General features: G+C 34.4%; 16 protein-coding genes. 9 read left to right on the plus strand and 7 right to left on the minus strand.

The features are described 5' to 3' along the window. The first annotated feature begins 64 nt into the window (after positions 1-64). The 4 genes from CD155_RS07090 to CD155_RS07105 are packed head-to-tail and all read left to right on the plus strand — an operon-like array spanning position 65 to position 4,457. Positions 65-1,129, plus strand: coding sequence for an ABC transporter ATP-binding protein (locus CD155_RS07090; RefSeq protein ID WP_103212927.1), 1,065 nt, complete (start codon positions 65-67; stop codon positions 1,127-1,129). Then, complete coding sequence (locus CD155_RS07095) at positions 1,113-2,153, plus strand: extracellular solute-binding protein (RefSeq protein WP_103212928.1); 1,041 nt, start codon at positions 1,113-1,115, stop codon at positions 2,151-2,153. The genes CD155_RS07090 and CD155_RS07095 overlap by 17 nt, the downstream gene beginning before the upstream one ends. 1 nt (position 2,154) lies before the next feature. Continuing rightward, positions 2,155-3,804 (plus strand): ABC transporter permease, encoded by a 1,650-nt coding sequence (locus CD155_RS07100; protein WP_103212929.1) that lies wholly within the window; start codon positions 2,155-2,157, stop codon positions 3,802-3,804. Between the two features lie 35 nt (positions 3,805-3,839). Then, entirely contained in the window at positions 3,840-4,457 is a 618-nt protein-coding gene (locus CD155_RS07105) for a metallophosphoesterase (protein ID WP_103212930.1), read from the plus strand. 129 nt (positions 4,458-4,586) lie between these two features. Here the strand turns inward: CD155_RS07105 and CD155_RS12800 are convergent, their stop codons facing one another. Together CD155_RS12800 and CD155_RS07110 are read right to left on the minus strand one after the other, a co-directional pair. Beyond that, complete coding sequence (locus CD155_RS12800; protein WP_115177447.1) at positions 4,587-4,688, minus strand: type I toxin-antitoxin system Fst family toxin; 102 nt, start codon at positions 4,686-4,688, stop codon at positions 4,587-4,589. 239 nt (positions 4,689-4,927) lie between these two features. Next, positions 4,928-5,356 carry an organic hydroperoxide resistance protein gene (locus tag CD155_RS07110; RefSeq protein ID WP_103212931.1) on the minus strand — a complete coding sequence of 143 codons (429 nt, stop codon included), beginning with the start codon at positions 5,354-5,356 and terminating at the stop codon, positions 4,928-4,930. A 257-nt stretch (positions 5,357-5,613) separates the two neighbouring features. Between CD155_RS07110 and CD155_RS07115 the strand changes: the two genes are divergently transcribed. From CD155_RS07115 to CD155_RS07125, 3 genes are all read left to right on the plus strand, one after another. After that, positions 5,614-7,617: a cell wall anchor protein gene (locus CD155_RS07115; RefSeq protein ID WP_103212932.1), complete on the plus strand. Its 2,004-nt coding sequence runs from the start codon at positions 5,614-5,616 to the stop codon at positions 7,615-7,617. Between the two features lie 141 nt (positions 7,618-7,758). After that, positions 7,759-8,319, plus strand: a complete 561-nt coding sequence (locus CD155_RS07120; RefSeq protein ID WP_103212933.1) for a cysteine hydrolase family protein — start codon at positions 7,759-7,761, stop codon at positions 8,317-8,319. Positions 8,320-8,487: 168 nt separating this feature from the next. After that, positions 8,488-8,922 carry a GNAT family N-acetyltransferase gene (locus CD155_RS07125; RefSeq protein WP_103212934.1) on the plus strand — a complete coding sequence of 145 codons (435 nt, stop codon included), beginning with the start codon at positions 8,488-8,490 and terminating at the stop codon, positions 8,920-8,922. Positions 8,923-8,940: 18 nt separating this feature from the next. Here CD155_RS07125 and CD155_RS07130 read toward each other — a convergent pair whose 3' ends face one another. Together CD155_RS07130 and CD155_RS07135 are read right to left on the minus strand one after the other, a co-directional pair. Further along, positions 8,941-9,369, minus strand: coding sequence for a GNAT family N-acetyltransferase (locus tag CD155_RS07130; RefSeq protein WP_103212935.1), 429 nt, complete (start codon positions 9,367-9,369; stop codon positions 8,941-8,943). A 137-nt stretch (positions 9,370-9,506) separates the two neighbouring features. Further along, positions 9,507-11,558 carry an amidase domain-containing protein gene (locus CD155_RS07135; protein ID WP_103212936.1) on the minus strand — a complete coding sequence of 684 codons (2,052 nt, stop codon included), beginning with the start codon at positions 11,556-11,558 and terminating at the stop codon, positions 9,507-9,509. A 306-nt stretch (positions 11,559-11,864) separates the two neighbouring features. Here CD155_RS07135 and CD155_RS07140 point away from each other — a divergent pair, with 306 nt between their 5' ends. Next, positions 11,865-14,720 (plus strand): YhgE/Pip domain-containing protein, encoded by a 2,856-nt coding sequence (locus CD155_RS07140; protein ID WP_103212937.1) that lies wholly within the window; start codon positions 11,865-11,867, stop codon positions 14,718-14,720. A 247-nt stretch (positions 14,721-14,967) separates the two neighbouring features. On the opposite strand, the gene manA is transcribed toward CD155_RS07140, so the two are convergent. The 3 genes from manA to CD155_RS07155 form a co-directional block, all read right to left on the minus strand. Then, positions 14,968-15,903: a mannose-6-phosphate isomerase, class I gene (gene manA / locus CD155_RS07145; protein WP_103212938.1), complete on the minus strand. Its 936-nt coding sequence runs from the start codon at positions 15,901-15,903 to the stop codon at positions 14,968-14,970. Positions 15,904-15,916: 13 nt separating this feature from the next. Further along, positions 15,917-17,896, minus strand: coding sequence for a PTS fructose transporter subunit IIABC (locus CD155_RS07150; protein WP_103212939.1), 1,980 nt, complete (start codon positions 17,894-17,896; stop codon positions 15,917-15,919). A gap of 78 nt (positions 17,897-17,974) precedes the next feature. Next, positions 17,975-19,852, minus strand: coding sequence for a BglG family transcription antiterminator (locus tag CD155_RS07155; RefSeq protein ID WP_103212940.1), 1,878 nt, complete (start codon positions 19,850-19,852; stop codon positions 17,975-17,977). Between the two features lie 388 nt (positions 19,853-20,240). Between CD155_RS07155 and CD155_RS07160 the strand changes: the two genes are divergently transcribed. Further along, positions 20,241-20,840, plus strand: a complete 600-nt coding sequence (locus CD155_RS07160) for a DUF443 family protein (RefSeq protein WP_256605087.1) — start codon at positions 20,241-20,243, stop codon at positions 20,838-20,840. Positions 20,841-21,016 lie beyond the last annotated feature (176 nt).

Below are 21,016 nucleotides of genomic sequence, written 5' to 3' on the forward strand. Positions count from 1 at the left end.
TAACATTTCATTTAATAATTATTAACAATCTTTTTCTATAGTAATAATTGAAAGAGGTGAGGATGTGGTTTTAGAACTCCAAAATATTAAAAAATCATTCGGTTCGAAAACAGTGATTCATGATATTGATTTGACAATTGAAAGTGGCAAATTTGTTTCTTTATTGGGCGCTTCGGGTTGTGGCAAGACAACATTGCTAAGACTGATAGCTGGTTTGGAAACACCAGATTCTGGAAGTATTGTCCATAATCATTGCACATATTATGATTCACGCCAGCATACATATGTTCCACCGGCACAAAGAGATTTAGGGATGGTCTTTCAAGATTTTGCATTGTGGCCACATATGTCAGTCTTTCAAAATGTAGCGTATCCATTGAAAGTTAAGAAAGATACTAAAAATTTGAAAACACGGGTCATGCAAGCATTAAAAGAAGTTCATTTAGAAGAGCATTATGACAAAGCCATTCATCAACTTTCGGGAGGACAACAACAACGTGTTTCATTAGCAAGAGCAATTATTTCACAGTCTCAACTCATATTAATGGATGAGCCTTTATCAGCGCTAGATGCGAGTTTGAGGGAAGATATGCAGATATTAATTCAAAAATTGATAAAAACATATCACATGACCGCTATTTTTGTAACGCATGATCAATATGAGGCCATGAGTATGTCAGATGATGTGGCAGTGATGTCGAATGGGCATATTGTGCAATATGGCACGCCAGAAGAATTATATCACCGTCCTATGAATAAAGAAGTAGCGACCTTCATAGGAAAGGGAACCTATTTAGAAGGTATCGTTCACAATCAAGTATTAAGCACAAATGAGGGTTTTCAACTTAATCATTCTATCCAAGCTCAAGAAGGGAAATATGGTGTATTAATCCGCCCAGAACATGTTCATATTCAAGAGCATGATCATTCAGAGGCTACACCTGCAACCATTCAAACAGTCAGCTTCACAGGTGAACATTACCAATACACGGCTACGTCGAATGGTGTGGATATCATGTTTTACGATAGTAAGTATTTTCAAGAGAATGAGACGATTCATTTAACTTTCGATATTCCTGAAAATTATTTCATAAAAATGGGGGACACTAAACATGAAGAAGTTCACTAAATACATTTTGATTTTAATTGCGACTGTAGTTTTATTAGCAGCATGCCAAAATAAACCAGAAAATGGCGACAATGGAAGTAAAGATTCAACATCGAGTTCAAATGACGGAAACAATAAAGACAAACTCGTTTTATACGCAGCAGGTTCTGACAACTTAGTTAATGATATGGTGAAACAATTTGAGAAGCAGACCGGTAAAAAAGTTCAAGTTTTCCAAGGTACGACAGGTGAAATTCTAGGACGTTTAGAAGCTGAAAAAGATAATCCTAAAGCTGATGTTGTACAACTTGCATCACTACCAGCAGCTTTAGATTATAAGAAAAAGGGATTAATTGAACCGTATAAAGTTAAAAATCATAAAAAGTTATATAAAGATTGGATAGACAAAGATGGTTACTACTACGGTTTTAGTGGAAGTGCTTTAGGTCTATCTTATAATACTAAAAATGTCAAACATCCACCTGAAGACGATAAAGATTTAACGAAAGCGACATATAAAGATAAAATTGCGGTTCCAGATCCTTCAGAATCAGGGACAGCTTTAGATTTATTATCAATCAAAGTTAATAATGAAGGTAATAAAGCTTGGGATGAATATAAAGATTTGAAAAAGAATGGCATGAAATTAGCAGGCGCGAATAAACCAGCATTAGAATCTGTTATCAAAGGAGAAAATGACGTCGTTTATGGCGGAGTTGATTATATGGTGTACGCCGCTAAAGCAAAAGGAGAACCGGTAGATATTAAATATCCTAAGTCAGGTACAGCTATTTCACCACGCCCTGCATTTATTTTAAAATCTTCAAAACATAAAGATTTAGCTAAAAAATACATGGATTATGTCACAAGTTCAAAAGGTCAAAAACAAGTCGATGATCATTACCTTATTCCAGCAGACCAATCAGCTGAAAAGAAAAAAGGTAAAGCAAAACGTAAAGATATTAAGGAATATAAATACGATTGGAATAATTTAAGCGATAAAAGTGAAAAAGTATTGAAAAAATTCACGGAATTGATGAGATAATATGCGACAAGCAGCGACAATCAAACGTTTAAACCAAGTGTTAGCACTGATTGTACTTTTCCTGCTCATCGTCTTACCTTTATGTTTAATACTTTTTAAAGGGTTTGCGCCAGGAGAAGGTGGCACATTTGGAGAACACATACAACAGCTAGGAGAACAGTATCATCTTAAAATACTTTGGAATTCAATTATATTAGGTGTTTCAGTCGTTATTTTATGTACGGTTATAGCACTACCGCTCAGTTACATCATGACTAAAACGTCACTCGCAAAATATCAATGGTTAGATTTAATCATTATGATTCCATTTATGACGCCACCCTATATTGGATCAATGGGGTGGATGCTGACCATGCAGAGAAATGGGCTGTTAGACCAACTCAGCCCCATTTTCTCCCATATCACGCCGTATTTCTTTAGTTTCTTTGGGATGGTCTTGATTATGAGTTGCCACCTGACACCATTTTTATATGTTATCTTGAAAAATGCACTTATGAATATCCATCAGTCACAAGAAGAGGTAGCCGAAATATATGGTGGTACGTTCTTTTACCGATTCAGAAAAATCATCGCACCACTTTTTGCTTCAGGTTATAGCATGGGCGCGCTCCTTATTTTTGTAAAAACAATAGGAGAATTTGGTACACCAGTCACAATGGGTAACAAAATTGGCTTTCAAGTACTTACATCTGAAATTCATCATAGTGCTTCGATATGGCCGATTGATTTTCAAAGGGCAGCATTGTTATCAACACTATTATTAGCAGTCAGCATGACAGTGTGGGCGTTACAACAATGGTTCCAATCACGTAATAATATAAATTCTAATTCAGGAAAAGGGCATAAAGTAAAGGTGCATCAACGTAGTAAATGGGACATACTTTGTTATGTCTTCGTAGCATGTGAAGTGTTTGTTACAATTATTCTACCTTACGCGAGTATCTTCATGAGTGCGTTTATGAAACAACTTTCATCAGGGTTTCATCTAAATAACTTCACTCTTGATAATTTTATTCATGTCATTTCAGGTAACGGTGGCATTGCTTTATTCAATAGCATCATGTTGGCTACAATTTCTGCTACGCTTGCAAGTGTCATTGGATTGTGGGTCGTTCTAATTACTCGAAAGCGTCATCGTTTAGGGCGTTTAATTGACTTTTCAAGTTTACTACCAAATACTGTGCCTGGCATTATAGTGGTGATTGGTCTTATACTATTCTGGAATAATAAATTTAATCCATTGCCAATCTATAATACAATCTCTATATTAGTGGTTGCTTATACAGTACTCTATATTCCTTATGCAGTTCAGAATATAAGGACAGTTGATCAACAACTAAGTAAAAATCTTATTGAAGCGGCTGAAATTTCAGGAAGTAAAGGTTGGACATTGTTTAGAACAATTACATTACCTTTATTAAGACCAGGCATCGTTTCAGGGTGGATACTCATCTTTTGTATATCAATGCGAGAACTTGTAGCTTCACTCATGTTAAGACCACCGAACACGGATACATCTTCAACTTTTATTTACAGACAGTTCGAACAAGGTGATTCCGCACAGGGTATGGCTATGGCATTGTTATCTATAGGTATAACTTCAATTATTTTAATCATATTAGAGACATATCAAAGGAAGAAAAAGATTTAAAGCGAAAGTAGTAGTGAGAGGAGCGTGAAAAAGACATGTCTAAAAGATTATTAGTAGCATCAGATATTCATGGACATGGTAAATCTTTATCGCATTTGCTTAAAGCAGCTCACTATGATGACAGTAAAGATCAACTTGTTCTTATCGGAGATTATGTAAATAATGGACCCGATTCTATAGGCACATTGAAATTAATTAAACAACTAGTGAAGAATGGTGCTATTGCATTAGTGGGCAATCATGAGTTGAGATGGCTAGAACGTACAGATAAACGAGCTACTGAATGGCATCACTTTATCAATCAACTCCCATATTATAAAGTGATAGATCAATACATCTTCGTACATGCGGGTATTGAAACAAGTAAATCGATGCGCAAACAATCAAGAGCAGTGGTAACAGGCCATGCACCAGGGAATTTAAACCAATATTTACCAAGAAACAAAGTTGTGATTCATGGTCATATTCCTAATTATCGGTTAGGTTATAAAAAGGACCATATCCATATTGAACACAACATCATAGATATAGATACTGGTGCAGGTCATAATCAATACTTAACATTACTAGATTTAACGTCTCAAAGACAGTATTCTGTTAAGGTATCTGATAAGGATGCTAAAATCCAAGAGCGTCGAATTAAATTGAAGTAGGATGCCTAGATATTATTGCAAAATGAAATGTTAAGTGTTATAATACATTTATAAAATATCTAGCATATAGGTTAAACACCGAATCCCCTTACTACTGGTGATAGTAAGGGGATTTTTAATGGTGTGGCTTTATCGTCTTTTCTTATTGCGATTACGTAGCCAATGTGTAAACATCGCAACGAAACAACCACTTATAATTGTAGTTGTGATATTAATTAAAATATCTAGCATCGGCTAGACACCTCCCTTCAACGTCAATTGACATCTAAGGTAGACGAAACAACTATTATACTGTGGTGATAAGACATTTGTATATAATTTTAATAATATAAAATAAATTAATTATCTATATCTAATAAAATGCATGGATGATTGCTGAATTTCTGAAAAAGCGTAAGCTACATTGTAATGTGTATGGTTCTTGCACATACGCGTTAATAAATGTAACTTACGCTTTATTTATATCTAAATTATTGTGCTGTGACTTCTAATTGAACGTCGATATTACCACGTGTTGCTTTAGAGTAAGGGCAGAATTGATGTGCTTGTTCTACATATTTTTCAGCATCTTCTTGTGAAATGTTTTCAAGTGTCACTTTAATATCTGCAGCAAGTTTGAAACCATTATCAGTTTCATCTTTAATTAATTCAATTGTAATTTCTACTTCAGGATTCGCATCATTTACTTTATTTTGAGATAGAAACAATGATAAAGCACTGTTGAAGCAAGCACTATATCCGGCCGCAAATAATTGTTCAGGGTTCGTATCATTGCCGCCTTGACCGCCCATTTCTTTAGGTGTTGCAAGGTTTTGAACAAACGTATTGTCTGGGCTAAATACTCGACCGTCACGGCCACCATTTGAAATCATTGTAGTAGTATAGAGAGGTTTTGTCATTTTGAAAAACTCCTTAATCACTTTAGATTACACTTGATTAGATATAAACGTTAACTAATCAAGGTTACATCGAAGTATAATAGTTATTAACTTCTAATTACAAGTAGTATGTATTTATATTTAATTATTTTTTTAAATAATCTACAAAAATCAAAAAGAGTTTATTAAAAATGAGAAGTGTATCTTTCTGTGAAATGTTATATAATGACATTGAATTTAAAATTGGGAAATCTAATAGAAAAGGAGAGCGGAAGAGAATGAAACAAACACGAAAGCATCAATTTGGCGTGTATGTAAAAATGTCATGCTCCGTATTACTTATGAGCGGAACACTGATTGGCTATGGACTTACAAAAGATACTCAAGCTGATTCAACCGAAACGCCAACGCATCATTATCAATCCCCAAATGAGTCACTTAGTCATCGTATTGAACAAGCGAAAAAAGACCTTAATCAATTAAAATCTTTGACTAAAGAAGACTTAGACAATTATCAAACACGTATAGACAAAGCTAAAGATAAGTCAAATATTGATGAAATTATTGAAGATGCTAAACAACGTAATGATCAATTAGAAAGTTCAAATCCATCTGCTACTGATGATAAAAATATTGATTCAGAAACAACTAAGGAGTTAGATCAATTTCTAACAGAATTAAATGATATATCTGATAAAGTTGATAACCCTCAACAAAAAAGAGCTGCAGATACCCATAAAGATGAAGATGGTCGTTCAAATCATGCAGAAAATGTTAATGATAGTATTGCTGATGACGGAGACTTATCAGAAAAGACGCAAAAAAATACGGATGACAACGCTGATGATCAAACTATTTTCAGCAAATTAGATAAGATTAAAGAAGATGTCAATTCAGCTGAATCAGAGGATCAATCGACATCAAAGAATACAGAACATGAACCATCTAATGATTCTAAAAATGTGTTATCAGAGGATAAAGATCACTTAGAAAAGGCACATTCTGATTTCGATAATTTAAAAACTTCAATCAACGATGAGACCCCTAACGTTGATGAAAAGATTGGTACAATTACTGAGCGCCTAAAAGGTAGCGATAAAATCACACATGCACTTGCAAAAGCTCAGTCACAACATAACGATATAAATAACTATCTAAATCAAAAGCAAACGAATTTAAACGCACTTAAGAAAAAAGTGGATGAAAATCAAAAACTACCTGAAAGAAATAAAGATAAACTCAATAATGAAATTGAAAAAGCACAGCAAAAACTAAATGGACAACAAAATATCATATTGGATCAGCTTAAAAATTCAAAAGATAAAACCCAAGCAACGAAAAATATACTTAATAGTGTCATGAGTAAAAATGAAGCTGATAATGCCCTGAAGCAAATTAAAACTAATAAGCAATCAGATAAACAAATTGCTAATCAAATCGCAAAGCAAATGGATTCATTAGCGACAACCTCAAGTGATGATATTTTGAAATCGATGTTAGATCAATCTAAAGATAAAGAAAAATTAATCAAACAACTAATGTCAACAAGACTAGGTCAAAATGAAGCATCTAAGATTGCGAAAAAATTAGCACATAGTCACCTAAGCAATACTCAAATTGTTAACCAACTTAAGCGTGATTTCGATAAAAAAGGCAATGCAACATCAGATGATATTCTAAATGGAGTATTAAATAACGCTAAAAATAAAAAAGAAGCTATTGAAACAATATTAGCCACACGCTTGAATCAAGAGAAAGCTAAAATGTTAGCAGAAGTCATTTCACGTATACAAAATGATAAGTCAGATGCTTTAAAACTAATTCAATCTGCACTTAATGGTAAAGTGAACGACTTATTACAACTTCAGAAACAAGTTCATAAAGGGAAGAATGATTTGGATTATATCTTATCACCAATCAAAGATAGACCATCATTGCTAGATAGAATTCATGGAAACAAACACCATAATAATCAACTCGCTGATTTATTAAATCAAATATCTGATTTGACTAAAGGTCCAAGTCTATTCGATAGACTAAATTCTAAAGGTTCTCTATTAGATGGTGTAAATAGCATTGATACCCCAACACCTGAGAATGGTTTATCTTTAGGTTCAGGAGATAGTTTGTTAAGTGGTCTATTTAATGATGATGGTAATATTTCTTTACCAGCTACAGGAAAAATAGTTAAACGAAGTGCCTTACCAATAGCAATTGTTGCTCTAATAGTAGGAATAATGTTTATTTGGAAGAGCCGTCGTAAGCACAAACATACGAAATAGTTTATAAATAAGTCACCCGGACGTCTTAATTTTTATTAAACGGTCAGGTGACTTTTTAATTAAGTAAATAATTGGAGAAATATAATGGAATAACGTTATAATATTTAAACTGTTCATGAAAATAATTAAAGGAGTATGACTATGACGAATCAAACAGCACTTTTAGTAATGGATATGCAAAAAGGTATTGCGCATAATGTACCACAAATCAATAGTTTAATTAAGGCTAACCAACGTGCCATTGCTGCCGCTCGTGAACATCATATACCAGTGGTCTTCATGCGTGTTGCTTTAGAGAAAAATTTCGCAGATGTTTCCCCAAACAACCGCGTATTCTCAAGCTTTAAACAACGTGGCATCAATATGACAGAGAACGATGAATTCGCACAAATCATTGACGAATTAGAACCCGCTGAAGACGAACCGATATTAACGAAACGTCGCTTTAGTGCTTTTACAGGTAGCGGTTTAGAAGTGTTTTTGCAAGCGAATCGTATTAATCATCTTGTACTAACTGGTATTTCAACAAGTGGTGTTGTTTTAAGTACAGCGCTTGAGGCAGCAGATAAAGATTTCCAAATAACGGTACTTGAAGATGCAATTGGAGATCGTTCAAAAGATAAACATGATTTTATTATAGAACAAATTTTAGCACGTTCTTGCGAAATAGAATCCGTAGAATCGTGGAGAAATCACCTATAAATTTACAATCAAACTAAAGGTAAGTACGTTCTTTATATGATTTAGAGGACATATTCATGTTTTATTTCCCAGAAAATAAAGCGGATTTACTCACCTTTGTGAGGTTGAGACAATGAATTCTACCGTCCTCACGTTTTGTATATTTTATAAATGAAAGGGAGAGGATGTATGACCTTATCTAAAATTAAACTTCAAGAAAAAGACTATCCCAAAGCATTAGACATTTGGGAACGCTCAGTCATTGCTACACATGATTTTTTAAAAGAGAATGATAGATTACAACTTCAAACTGAAATACCTACTTATTTTCAATACGTTGAAGGTCACTTATGGTTTGAAGGTGAAGAAGCGGTTGGGTTTTCCGGAATTAATGAGTCTAACTTAGAAATGCTATTTCTAGATCCGCAATATTTTAGAAAAGGTTACGGAACGGAAATACTTCAAACTTTAATCAGAGAACATAAAGTTCAATATGTAGATGTGAATAAAGATAACCCTAACGCTGTAGCATTTTATATTAAAAATGGGTTTAAAAAGTATGGAGAATCTCCAAAAGATGCACAAGGAAGAAATTATCCTATTTTGCATCTTAAATTGCAGTGAATCTTATATTTCAATTACTTATTTTTTCCATTCCATTAATAGCTCTGTATGATTTGTTTTATCAATACTTGAATCAATGGTTACAAAGTTTAGCCGTTTATAGAAACGAACAGCTCTCGTGTTTTGAGCGAATACTTTTAATGTAAGTTCATCGTATTCAGACTGCAAATGCTCCATGAGGGCATGTCCGATTCCTTTGTCTCTATATTCTTCTTTAACAAATAATCCAGCGATATAATTATTTCGTAATCCACAAAATGCCACAATTTGATTATTATTCATATACACATATATATCTGAGTCTTTTAAGTAAGTGAGGACGTTACTATAGTTGTCTATCCAATAAAAACTATCAATGAAGGTATGTGTATCTAAATTAGCATTAAGCCAAATATTTCCTAATGTTTTTAGTGTTTTTCTATTTTTCTTTTTTAAATGTTCTATCATTGATTTTACCCACTTTACTCAATTGATTTTGTTTACCTTTAACTAATGAAAAAGGCAATTTCTATAATCATTCAATAGAAATTGCCTTTTTGTACTAACTCGAGAGCTTAATGTCCTAATCCAACCTTTCTCATACATTATTTCCCTTGAATATAATCTAAATCTGAAGCGTCAGCAGCATCAATAGTTCTGTAAGAAATGATACCTAGACCTTTAACATTAGATTCTGAAATAACGATAGAACCGTCATCGTTTACCTTTTCAACGAAAGCGACATGACCATATTGAGTGTCTGCACCAAGTTGACCAGCTTCGAAGACAACAGCGGTATGATTTTTAGGTGAATGTGTAACAGAATAGCCTTCGCTTTCAGCACGATTATTCCAATTGTGTGCATCACCTAAATTGCCATCAAGTGAAGCATCATATTGTTGCATACGATTGTAAACATACCAAGTACATTGTCCTTGAGGATAAGGGGAAGCCTTACTACTCTCTACGAAAGGTTTGAAGTCACTTCCAGACGTATCCGTACCAATTGACTTAGTATATTTCTTAAGATTTGGCATACGTTTTTTATCAAATTCAGTTAAATTGTAATGTTTAATGATGCTATTTAACTTCTTAGCATAATCAGGATCGGTTGCATAAGAATGTGATAAATGTGAAGTCGCATCCTTATACGTTAATGCTTCATCTTTCCATGTTGGCTTATAAATATCTGGATTACCATCAATACCATGCTTAATTAAATCAGCATAATCTTGAAGTGAAGATTTCAAATTAGGATATTTACGGAACCCCGCATTAATATTAAACATCTGATTATCAGTACCAGCTTCTAACGTATTAAAGTTAACCGATTGTCCATTATAATTCCCTTTAACACCGAATAAATTAAAGTTTGGTGATTGTGCTAAAGTACTTTTACCAGAGTCAGATTCTAAAATCGCTTGTGCCATCATAACTGAAGCATAGATATTTTCTTTTTGACCAATTCTATGCGCATGTTTAGCTATAGATTTAATAAATTGACGTGTATCTTGACTGTCTACCACATTGAAATTATCTTCCTCAACTTGGCCATCTTCTAATTGAGGAATTTGTTGGAATAAACTTGTAGAACGTGTGTTATTTTGTTTTACATTGTCCTCAAATGATTGAACAGGCTTAGATTTGTGTTTTAACTCATCATTTGTAGGTAATTGTGGATTCTCATTATGAGATGATTTAGAGTTCGTCGATGCTTTATGGCTCGCACCTTTATTTTGTTTATAGTTTGACTGAGTTTTCTTTGCATCTTCACTATATTCGTCTAGAATAGCATCCAATGCTGAGTCCGACATACTTGAACCTTTGTTCTGTCCTTCAGATTGAGATGATTGAGTTTGTTTTGAATTTTGATGTTGCGACTGAGTTGGTGATTCCTGTGATGTATCTTTATTTGAATGTCTTTGTTGAGAAGAAGGGTCCTTTTTACTATCTTCTTTTTCCCATTGTGATAATGCATCACTCACTTTGGAATCATCTGATTCAACATTTGAGGCTGAATTGCTATTATGTTGTGTCTGAGTTTTAGATTGTGATGATGGCTTTTCTTCAATCGTTCCGTTAGATGTTGTATTTTGTTTCGGTGCTGATGTGTCGTTAGAAGTAGAGGAAGCATTGCTATTGGAATCGTTTTGCGACGTTGTAGTTGAATGATTTGATTGTGTGTCCGGTTGTTCATAATTTGAAATATCAGAGTCAAAGTTAAATAGATTCTGGATTAACGTTGTTAAACTAAAGCTTTGATCATATTTATCACTTTTCAAAAGATTCGACATTTTAGATTGGCTTTGCGAAATATTATTATAAAATGAATCGACTAAATTTGTATGGTCACGTTTATTTTTATCAGTCACTGCCGTTGTAGTTTGATGTGATTGAGAAGTTGTTGAAGGTTTATCATTTTTAGAATTATCTTTTTTATCTTGCTTCTTTGAAGATGCGGTATTACGCTTATCGTCTTGTCGATTCTTAGTCGTGTCAGTTGTTTTATCTTCATTTGACTGCGTATGATGTTGTGTCACATTTGACTTTGAACGTGTGGCATCTGAGTCATCTTTTGCAATGGCTGTCTGCGTTGTAAATGTGGGCATAATCAGGGTCGTGGACAGTAAATAAATTAATAATTTGTTTTTAGACATCTCATTCTTTCTCCCTCTAAAATTTTTGATTTAGGTGTGATAATAATTGAGAATTTGGTATAATCTAACTTATGACTTATATTGTTGACATGTATCAACGAAACGTAATGCGCCTTAATACATTTATTATACAAACCTTCCTTATAAAAATAAATTAATTTCTCAAAGATGTTATAAAATAATGTTAGTGTGATGTTAATTATCTAATGTAATAGGGCATTTTTAAGAGAATAGAACATAAGCCTTACGAAAATAATCAATATAGAAACAATCAATATAAAAGATCTTCTTAATAGGAGAGTGACTATGAAGAACGCACTAAAACTCTTTATCACAGATTTGAAAAGGGTAGCAAAAACACCAGGAGTATGGATTATCTTGATAGGTTTAGCTATTCTTCCTTCATTCTACGCGTGGTTCAACTTATGGGCGATGTGGGACCCATATGGCAATACCGGACATATCAAAGTAGCGGTAGTCAATGAGGACAGTGGGGATAAAATCAGAGGTAAAAAAATTAATGTTGGCGATTCAATGGTGAAATCGTTAAAGAAAAATGACAGCTTTGATTGGCAATTCGTCAGTCGAGAGAAAGCGGATCATGAAATTAAAATGGGTAAATACTATGCTGGAATATACATACCAAGCAAATTCACACATGAAATCACTGGCACACTAAGAAAGCATCCTCAAAAAGCAGACGTTAACTTCAAAGTGAACCAAAAAATAAATGCCGTAGCAGCTAAACTTACCGATACGGGATCGTCACTTGTTGTTGAAAAGGCCAATGAACAATTCAATAAAACTGTGACGCAAGCACTGTTAAGCGAAGCAAATAAAGTTGGACTGACACTTGAAGATAACGTTCCGACTATAAATAAGATTAAAAACGCAGTCTATCAAGCCAACAATGCTTTACCAAAGATTAATGAATTTGCAGATAAAGTAATTTATCTTAATAATCATCAAGACGAGTTAGATAATTATGCCAATAAATTTAGGGATTTAGGTAAGTATAAAGACAATATTACTGATGCACAAGATAAATTAAATGCAGTGAATGCAGCAGTACCAGCTCTCAATGAAAGAGCGAAATTAATCTTAGCGTTAAATGATTACATGCCAAATATCGAACGCCTTCTTAATGTAGCAGCTAATGACGTTCCTAATCAATTTCCTAAGATAAATAAAGGTGTTAATATTGCGAGCCAAGGCATTGATGTGGCAAATGACCAATTGACAGATGCCCAAGGTTACCTCACGCAAGCGAAGCAGCGTGTTAAAGACTATCAAGATGCTGCCGGTAGAGCACAAGACGTGAATGGGGCAGTAAACAATGATTTAAGAAATCAACAATCTACAGCGCAACAAAGTGCCAATCAGACACATAAAGACGCAGGTAGAAGTTACTCAAATATGCATACAAGCCAAGTGAGTACAAACGGAGATGCTTCGTCTAAAGGTGACACTGTACTATCGGACAATGACGTTAAGTCTATGAACACAGCACTCACAGAATCTCTATTATCGTTATCAAATCAGACTGATAAACAAGCTCAGGCAACGCAACAAGATATTAAAGCATTAAAGAATATAGCCTATGGTATTATTGCGTCAGATAAACCGACACAGTTTAAAGAGCCATTGGATAATGTTAAATCTCGTTTGGAAAATGCCACAAAATATAATCAACAAATGATAGATATCCTTTCAGAATTAGAAAAAAGTGAGCATGTAGATTTATCAAAAGAAATTAAACAAATTAAGCAAGCGAATAATCAAATTAATGATAGCCTGCGCAAAACAAATCAACTGATTGACGCACTATCAAATGGAAGTTCAGGTCAATCAGAAGCGGTCAAAGTGTTACGTAGTTTACCGAAATTAAATAGCAATCTCGATGCGTTCCGCTCATATATTAAAAAGGAACTCAATCAAAAGTTATTATCTGTGTCCAACGAAATTACAGACCAATTAAATAAAGGTCAAAATACGTTATCTACCATCCAATCAAAACTTAATACAATTAACCAAGTTATCACTGCAGGTCAAGACATCTTAAGTAAAGGGAAAGAACGAATTGACACGATTCAAAGTGCGTTACCAGGTATCGAACAAACATATATTAACGCAATGCGAACAGCTCAAGATTACTTCCCAACAGTGAAGAAAGATATCGCGCAAGCCGCTGATTTCGTTCGTAATGACTTACCACAATTAGAACAAGAATTGGCGAATGTGACGCAATCTGTGAACCAAAACTTACCAGCGTTATTCAACCGTTATGACAACGCCGTTAATTTATTAAATGAGAATCAACCTCGTGCCAAAGAAGGTTTAGCTTCTCTAGCTAACTTCGCAGAGAATAAACTGCCCGATGTTGAAAAGGACTTGAAAAAAGCAGACAAAGTATTCAAGAAGCTAGATAAAGATGACGCAGTAGATAAATTGATTGATACCTTAAAGAATGACTTGAAAAAACAAGCCGATACCATCGCTAACCCTATCAATAAGAAAACAACAGATGTCTTCCCAGTTAAAGATTACGGTTCAGGTATGACACCGTTCTATACAGCATTGTCAATCTGGGTAGGCGGATTATTGATGGTAAGCTTACTAAGTGTCGACAATAAGCATGAACATTTACGACCTATATTGACGAAGAGACAAATATATCTCGGTAAAGCAGGATTCTTCTTCATGTTAGGTGTGATTCAAGCACTGATCGTATCAATTGGTGACTTAGTCATTTTAAAAGCAGCAGTAGAATCGCCAGTATTATTCGTATCCATTGCTGTATTTAGTTCACTAGTATTTAACTCGATTATATATACATGTGTATCTATGTTAGGTAATCCGGGTAAGGCCGTGGCAATTATCTTGTTAGTGCTACAAATTGCAGGTGGGGGAGGAACATTCCCAATTCAAACAGCACCTCAATTCTTCCAAACGATTTCACCATATTTACCGTTCACCTATGCGATCGATGCATTACGTGAAACAGTAGGTGGCATAGTACCAGAAATTTTAATTACTAAAGTTGTGGTATTAACGTTATTTGGTTTAGGATTTATTATCTTTGGTGTTTGTATGAAACCTGTAATGGATCCGCTTATGCGTAAAATTGCTAAACGTGCAGCAGAAAGTAAAGTAACTGAATAAGACATGCGAAATCCCCTCGAATTGTACCGTTCAATTCGAGGGGATTTTTAAATAATTACTTTTATTTTTATCAATACTTCACTTCGTATTGATTAGCTCCCTTGCCGCGGGCATGGCTTGAGCCTGTAGTCTCAAGACGCATGCTATTCCTGCAGGCGTGTCGCCATCAATAATTTGTTTGTTCACTAAAATTCAGTCTTTATCTATAATTCTCCCAATTATAACTGTAGCTGAGGGGAAGCATACTTTAAGGATGGCTGATGATCAATTCAATGTTTCCTTCAAATGTGATTGTATGATCTTCTGATGTAAGAATGAAATGCATGCCTTTTTTAATGTCGTAAGGTTTATCATCGATTAAGATTTTACCTTTGCCATCAATCACTGAAACTAAACAATAGGCATGTGGTTTATCCCATTGCATCTGATGATTAATCGTCCACTTTTCAACAGTGAAGAATTCATTCGCAATAAATTGCGTGTACGTGTTCCCATCTATCTCTTTGGTAAGAGGAGACGTGTTAGGTTGTCGATTTGAAATATCAATAACATCTTTACTCTGTTCCAAATGTAACTCACGCGTATGTCCATGACTATCCTTTCTATCATAATCATAAATACGATACGTTGTGTCTGAGGATTGTTGCGTTTCTAAAATAAGAATGCCTGAACCGATGGCATGAACAGTACCAGCAGGAACATAATAGAATTCACCAGGATGAACAGGTACATGTTTAAATAAATGATCGAAGTCTTTGTTATCAATCAATTGATGAAGCTCTGTTTGTGAATCAGCATCCACACCATAAATAATTTCAGCTCCAGGTTCTGCATCTAAAATGTACCAACATTCTGTTTTACCGTATTCTCCTTCATGTTGAAGGGCATAGTCATCGTTAGGATGTACTTGGACAGAAAGTTGATCATGTGCATCTAAAATTTTAGTTAGAAGCGGGAAGTGTGTTCTAGAATCATTCCCAAATAACGCTCTATCATCATCCCATACTTGGTCTAGTGTTTTACCTTGATGTTTGCCGTTTAGAATGACGTTAGGACCATTTTTATGAGCTGAAATAGCCCAACATTCTCCTGTTGAATTACTTGGAATATCATATCCGAACTGTGTTAAAGCTGAGCCACCCCAAATTCTTTCTTGAAATACAGGTTCGAGAAACAATACCATGTCTTACACTCCTTTATATCCCTTTTAAAATATTGTAGATTTCACTTTTATCTTGAGCGTGTACGAGTCTGTCTCTTGTATCGTCATGCATGAGTGATTTTGATAAACGTTGTAATAGTCTTAAATGTGTATCGTTACTGTCATTTGGAACAGCGATAAGGAATACCAATTGTGGTAATGAACCATCAAGACTTTCCCATTGAATGCCTTTTCTATTACTCATAACTGCTACTACAGGTTGTTTCACCGCATTTGATTTCGCGTGAGGAATTGCTACGTTCATTCCGATAGCTGTTGTTGACTCTGCTTCTCGTTTAAGAATCGCGTCTTTGACTGTTTCTACGTCAGAGATGTAATGATGTTCATTTAATTTTGAAAGAAGTGTATCTATTGCCTCATCTCGAGTGAGTTCAGATTTTGAAATATCGATAATGTCTTCGCTAAATACATGATCTTCAGTATGCTTCGCTGTTGATGCCTCTTGTTGCGCTGAAGTAGCTACACTATTTTGTGAAGAAGTATCGTTTGCTGTTGGTTCTTCATTTTCCAAGCCAGTGTCAGTCGCTAACGTATTCACGTCATTTGCAGGTGAATGTCTCTTGAAAATTAAAACCGCTAACGTTGTGACTAAACTACCAATAATGACAGCAATAAAGAACCACAATACCTTATCAATACCGCCAAGTACTGCCACAACAGGGCCACCGTGAGCAACTCTATCGCCTACGCCACCGAGTGCCGCAATAACAGAAGCCACCATCGCACCAATCATATTAGCCGGAATTGTTCTAAGTGGGTCTTGAGCAGCGAAAGGTATGGCACCTTCAGTAATACCAAAGAGTCCCATTGTAAATGAGGCTTTACCCATTTCTCGTTCAGACTTATTGAACTTACGCTTTTGGATAAATGTTGCTAAACCTAAACCAATTGGAGGAGTACATACTGCAACAGCAACCATTCCCATCACTGCATAATTTCCTTCGGCAATGAGTGCGGAACCAAATAGAAAGGCTGCTTTATTAATAGGGCCACCCATATCGAAGGCAATCATTGCACCAATAATTAGAGCAAGAATAATAATGTTGGCACCTTGCATCCCTTTTAACCATGTCGTCAGAGCAGCGAAAATACTTGAAATCGGTGCACCAATAACAAAGATGAATATTAAACCTACAATTAACGATGAAATAATAGGGATAATGATAATCGGCATAATTGGCGCCATCGCTTTAGGAACTTTAATTTGTTTAATCCATTTAGCGATATAACCAGCAAGGAAACCAGCGACAATACCACCTAAGAAGCCAGCGCCTGCAGTACTACCGTATAAACTACCGTCAGCTGCAATTGCACCACCAATCATACCTGGAACAAGGCCGGGTTTATCAGCGATACTAACGGCAATGTAACCAGCTAGAATAGGTACCATGAATTTAAAAGATAAACTACCGATACTTTCAATAGATTTCCAGAATGAATGTTCTGGAATGACTAAACCTTTTGGACTTGTTTCGCCACCAATAGTTAAGGCGATAGCCATGAGTAATCCACCAACAACAATGAATGGAACCATGAAAGACACACCATTCATTAAGTGTTGATAAATCATTTGCATTCCGCTTTTATGTTCGTCATCCTCAGCATCATTTGACTGAGCATACGCGTCTGAGTCAGATCCATGATAGATACGTGCATCTTGATCGATGATACGTTGAATTAATTCTTTAGGGCGATGGATACCTTCGCGAACATTTTCATTGATTAAACGTTTTCCTTTAAATCGAGATAAATCGACTTGTCGATCCGCTGCGATGATAATGCCGTCTGCTTCTTTAATTTCTTTAGCAGTTAAAATGTTTTCCGCACCTACACCGCCTTGTGTTTCGACTTTGATGTCTACGCCCATTTCTTTAGCAGCTTGTTCTAATTTCTCTTGAGCCATATATGTATGGGCGATGCCATTCGGGCATGATGTTATAGCAAGTATTTTCATAGCTTTCACTCTCCTTTATTAAAGTGTAAGCGTATTCAATGCTATATAAAAAAGAATAATTGCCGTTATTAGTGGCAATTATTCTCTAATTCGTGCGATTAACTTATTCTTCAAAGCAACCTCATCTAACACACACCATTGATCGACTGTATGTTCATCAAGCTGAGCAATCGATTGAATGATTTTCTTCATCATCTGTGCATCTTTTTTCGCAATCGCCAGGAAGAAGACTAATTTCACATTATGTTGCTTCCATGGGATAGAATCGATCGTTTTAAATATAATCACATGTGACTTTAGAACCTTTTCCGGGTTACCGTGGGGGATAGCGATTGCGTTTCCAATATAGGTTGAAGATTGTCTTTCGCGTTCCATCGCGGATTCGATATAGCCATCTAAAGTCGCTTGATGTTCATCTAAGATCGTTTGCGCTCTTTTAAAGATAGATAACGCAACGGTGGAACCAGTATGTTCAATGTCAGATTCAACCACAAATTGTATCGGGGATAAGGCATCTCTTTGTAATGTAGGATTTCTATAGGATTGAATGAGATGTTCCACTGTTCTTTCATCATCTTTTGAAAATAACGGCGAAACTTTAACAACTTTCGGTAAAGCATTTAAATCATTATTCGACAAGTCGATATCATGCGTTGTAATGAGTACATCAATTTGGCTGAAATCATAGTGTTCTACATCTTCAAGTTTGAGCGTATCGACGATAGAAATCGACGGACTCAACTTCTTAATTCTTTCAGCTAATAGGGTTGATACACCTAAGCCATAGTAACACACGATGACGACGTTCATTGTAGATTGCATTTGCCGTTCAATAGAAGATTGAAAATGAATCGTCAAAAAGGCAATTTCATCTTCACAAAGTTGTATATCAGTATCTTTTGATAATTGAGCAATTGCATTATAAAGCGTATTAAAAATAAATGGATACAACTGTTTAATCTCCGATGTCAACGGATTATTTAAATAAACATTACGCATTAACCGTATATACGTACGACTAAAATGCATATAAATATTTTCTTTTAAAATGGAATCTTTAGAAAATGGAATATCTACAGTATCTTCCATCAATTGGATTAATCTCTGAATATATCCTTGAATAAAAAGTCGTTGAAAACTCAAGTCAAACTGATTGAAATGGTAGCTAATGAAAAATGAAAATAAATGACTTGTTTCATCAGTGAGTTGATATCCAAGTTGTTGATTAATATCAGCAATACATCGTCGAGCAATATCTAAAGAGTCGGGATGAGCTTCCCATTCTACTTCTTCGGATGACGACCTTTTAATAATTAAGATTAAATGCACAAGTAACTGACGCACTTGATTATCTGAAGTTTGTAGATCGGCTTCTTGGATATGTTGTTTAATAATATGATGAATGCGTTGAATATGTGCATGGGGCAATTCTTGTAAGATTAAATCTTCCACTTTAATTTCATTAGAGGTAAGTTGATTAAGATGGAGAATGGCATTACTTAAGTTTGAAGCACTCGCGTCAATCATAATACCTTGTTTCCTTTTGATGACCATCATGACATCGAATTTCTCACACCAATGTTGTAAACGTGTCACACAATCGAGCACATCATTCTTAGATAAATGAAACTGTGCCGCCAGTTCGTTCAGTGTATACGTATGGTCGTCCATCAATAATTTATAAGCTATCGTAATTAACAACTTTCTCTCTTTGAAGATCCAATCATTCAATTGATCCTCAATATAAGAAACGGAGTACTGATCTAGATTCAAATGATATCCCCTCGACTTAACACTCACAATGACCTCATCAATAAAAGTAGCATTAATCACTTTAATATCATTTCTCACAGTCCGATTGGAAACGTTTAAATAATTGGAGACTTCATTCCCACTAATGTATGTTTGAGCGTTGTTCAATAAGAGTTGAATTAGTTTTATATGTCTATTTATCATTGTTCATCTCACTTCTCCAAAAGTTTAATAGGAAAACGCTTACTTTACTAATAAAGTGTACTCCCTAACATCAGGATAGGCAAGTGCACATTTGGTGAATAGCAATAGGAGTTTCAGACATAGTCAGATATATTTATACTAGCTAAAGATAGTTAAGGAAATTAATGATTGAGCTAGCCAATCAATTATAGTGATAATAAAAAGTAAGGATTTGTTATAGAAAAAAAGAATGAATATATGACAAAATAAATTACATGATAATATTGAATAGATTTCAAAAGACCTTAAAAATGAAACTAACTTTGTAGAAGATAAAAACGAAGGGGAGCACACAATTATCAATACAATAAATATAGAAACTATCGAAAAAAACAGTAAATATAAGTTAATACACTATAAGGACTCGTATTATGTTATTGATTTAAACCGTAATAAATTAACATATTTATTTCCGTTACTAAATTATGTAACAAGACAATTACTTATTAAAATTGATAAAGAAGAATTGGAAAGCATCAAAACCTCTTATATCAATAAAGACAAAAGAAATAAAACGAATGCTTTGGGAAGCATAGGCACAGGTATTGGTCTATTATTTGCAACGCTCACTAAATCATTACTAGATTATATGGATTTTACTACGAACTCGATGGTAAGTCTTATTTTAGTAATAATCGCGATAATTCCACTAATCATAGTTAAGAGATTTGTCGATAAAAAGAAGAAGGAAGAATTAGGAGTTAAGTTAAATGGATATAAGCTAAGAGCGTTTGTGTTTCCTAATGTTAAAGAGATAATCAAAAATATTTTGATCAATGTTGTAGTAAGTTTTGTTTTTATAGTATTAGTTTTGGGCGTAATGATAGAGAAACAATCAAATATCATATATTTTTTATGCATGATGATGACACTAGCTTGTATTTTGTTTCAAAATGTATTTCTTTATGCACAAACAGAAATTACAGGGAAGATTGCTGGTATTAAATGAAAACAATAGATAGTACTGCGAATTTAAATAATAAAATGATAATATTTAACTTAATCTCATTGAGAAAAATATAAAAAAGTGAACCACTGGAAACATAAGTGAATAAATATTTATCCATCATTTTAACTACTGTTATATTAACAATAAACCAAAAATTCATATAAATATAATATAGG

The sequence above is a fragment of the Staphylococcus caprae genome (assembly GCF_002902725.1).
In the GTDB taxonomy this organism is placed as follows: domain Bacteria; phylum Bacillota; class Bacilli; order Staphylococcales; family Staphylococcaceae; genus Staphylococcus; species Staphylococcus caprae.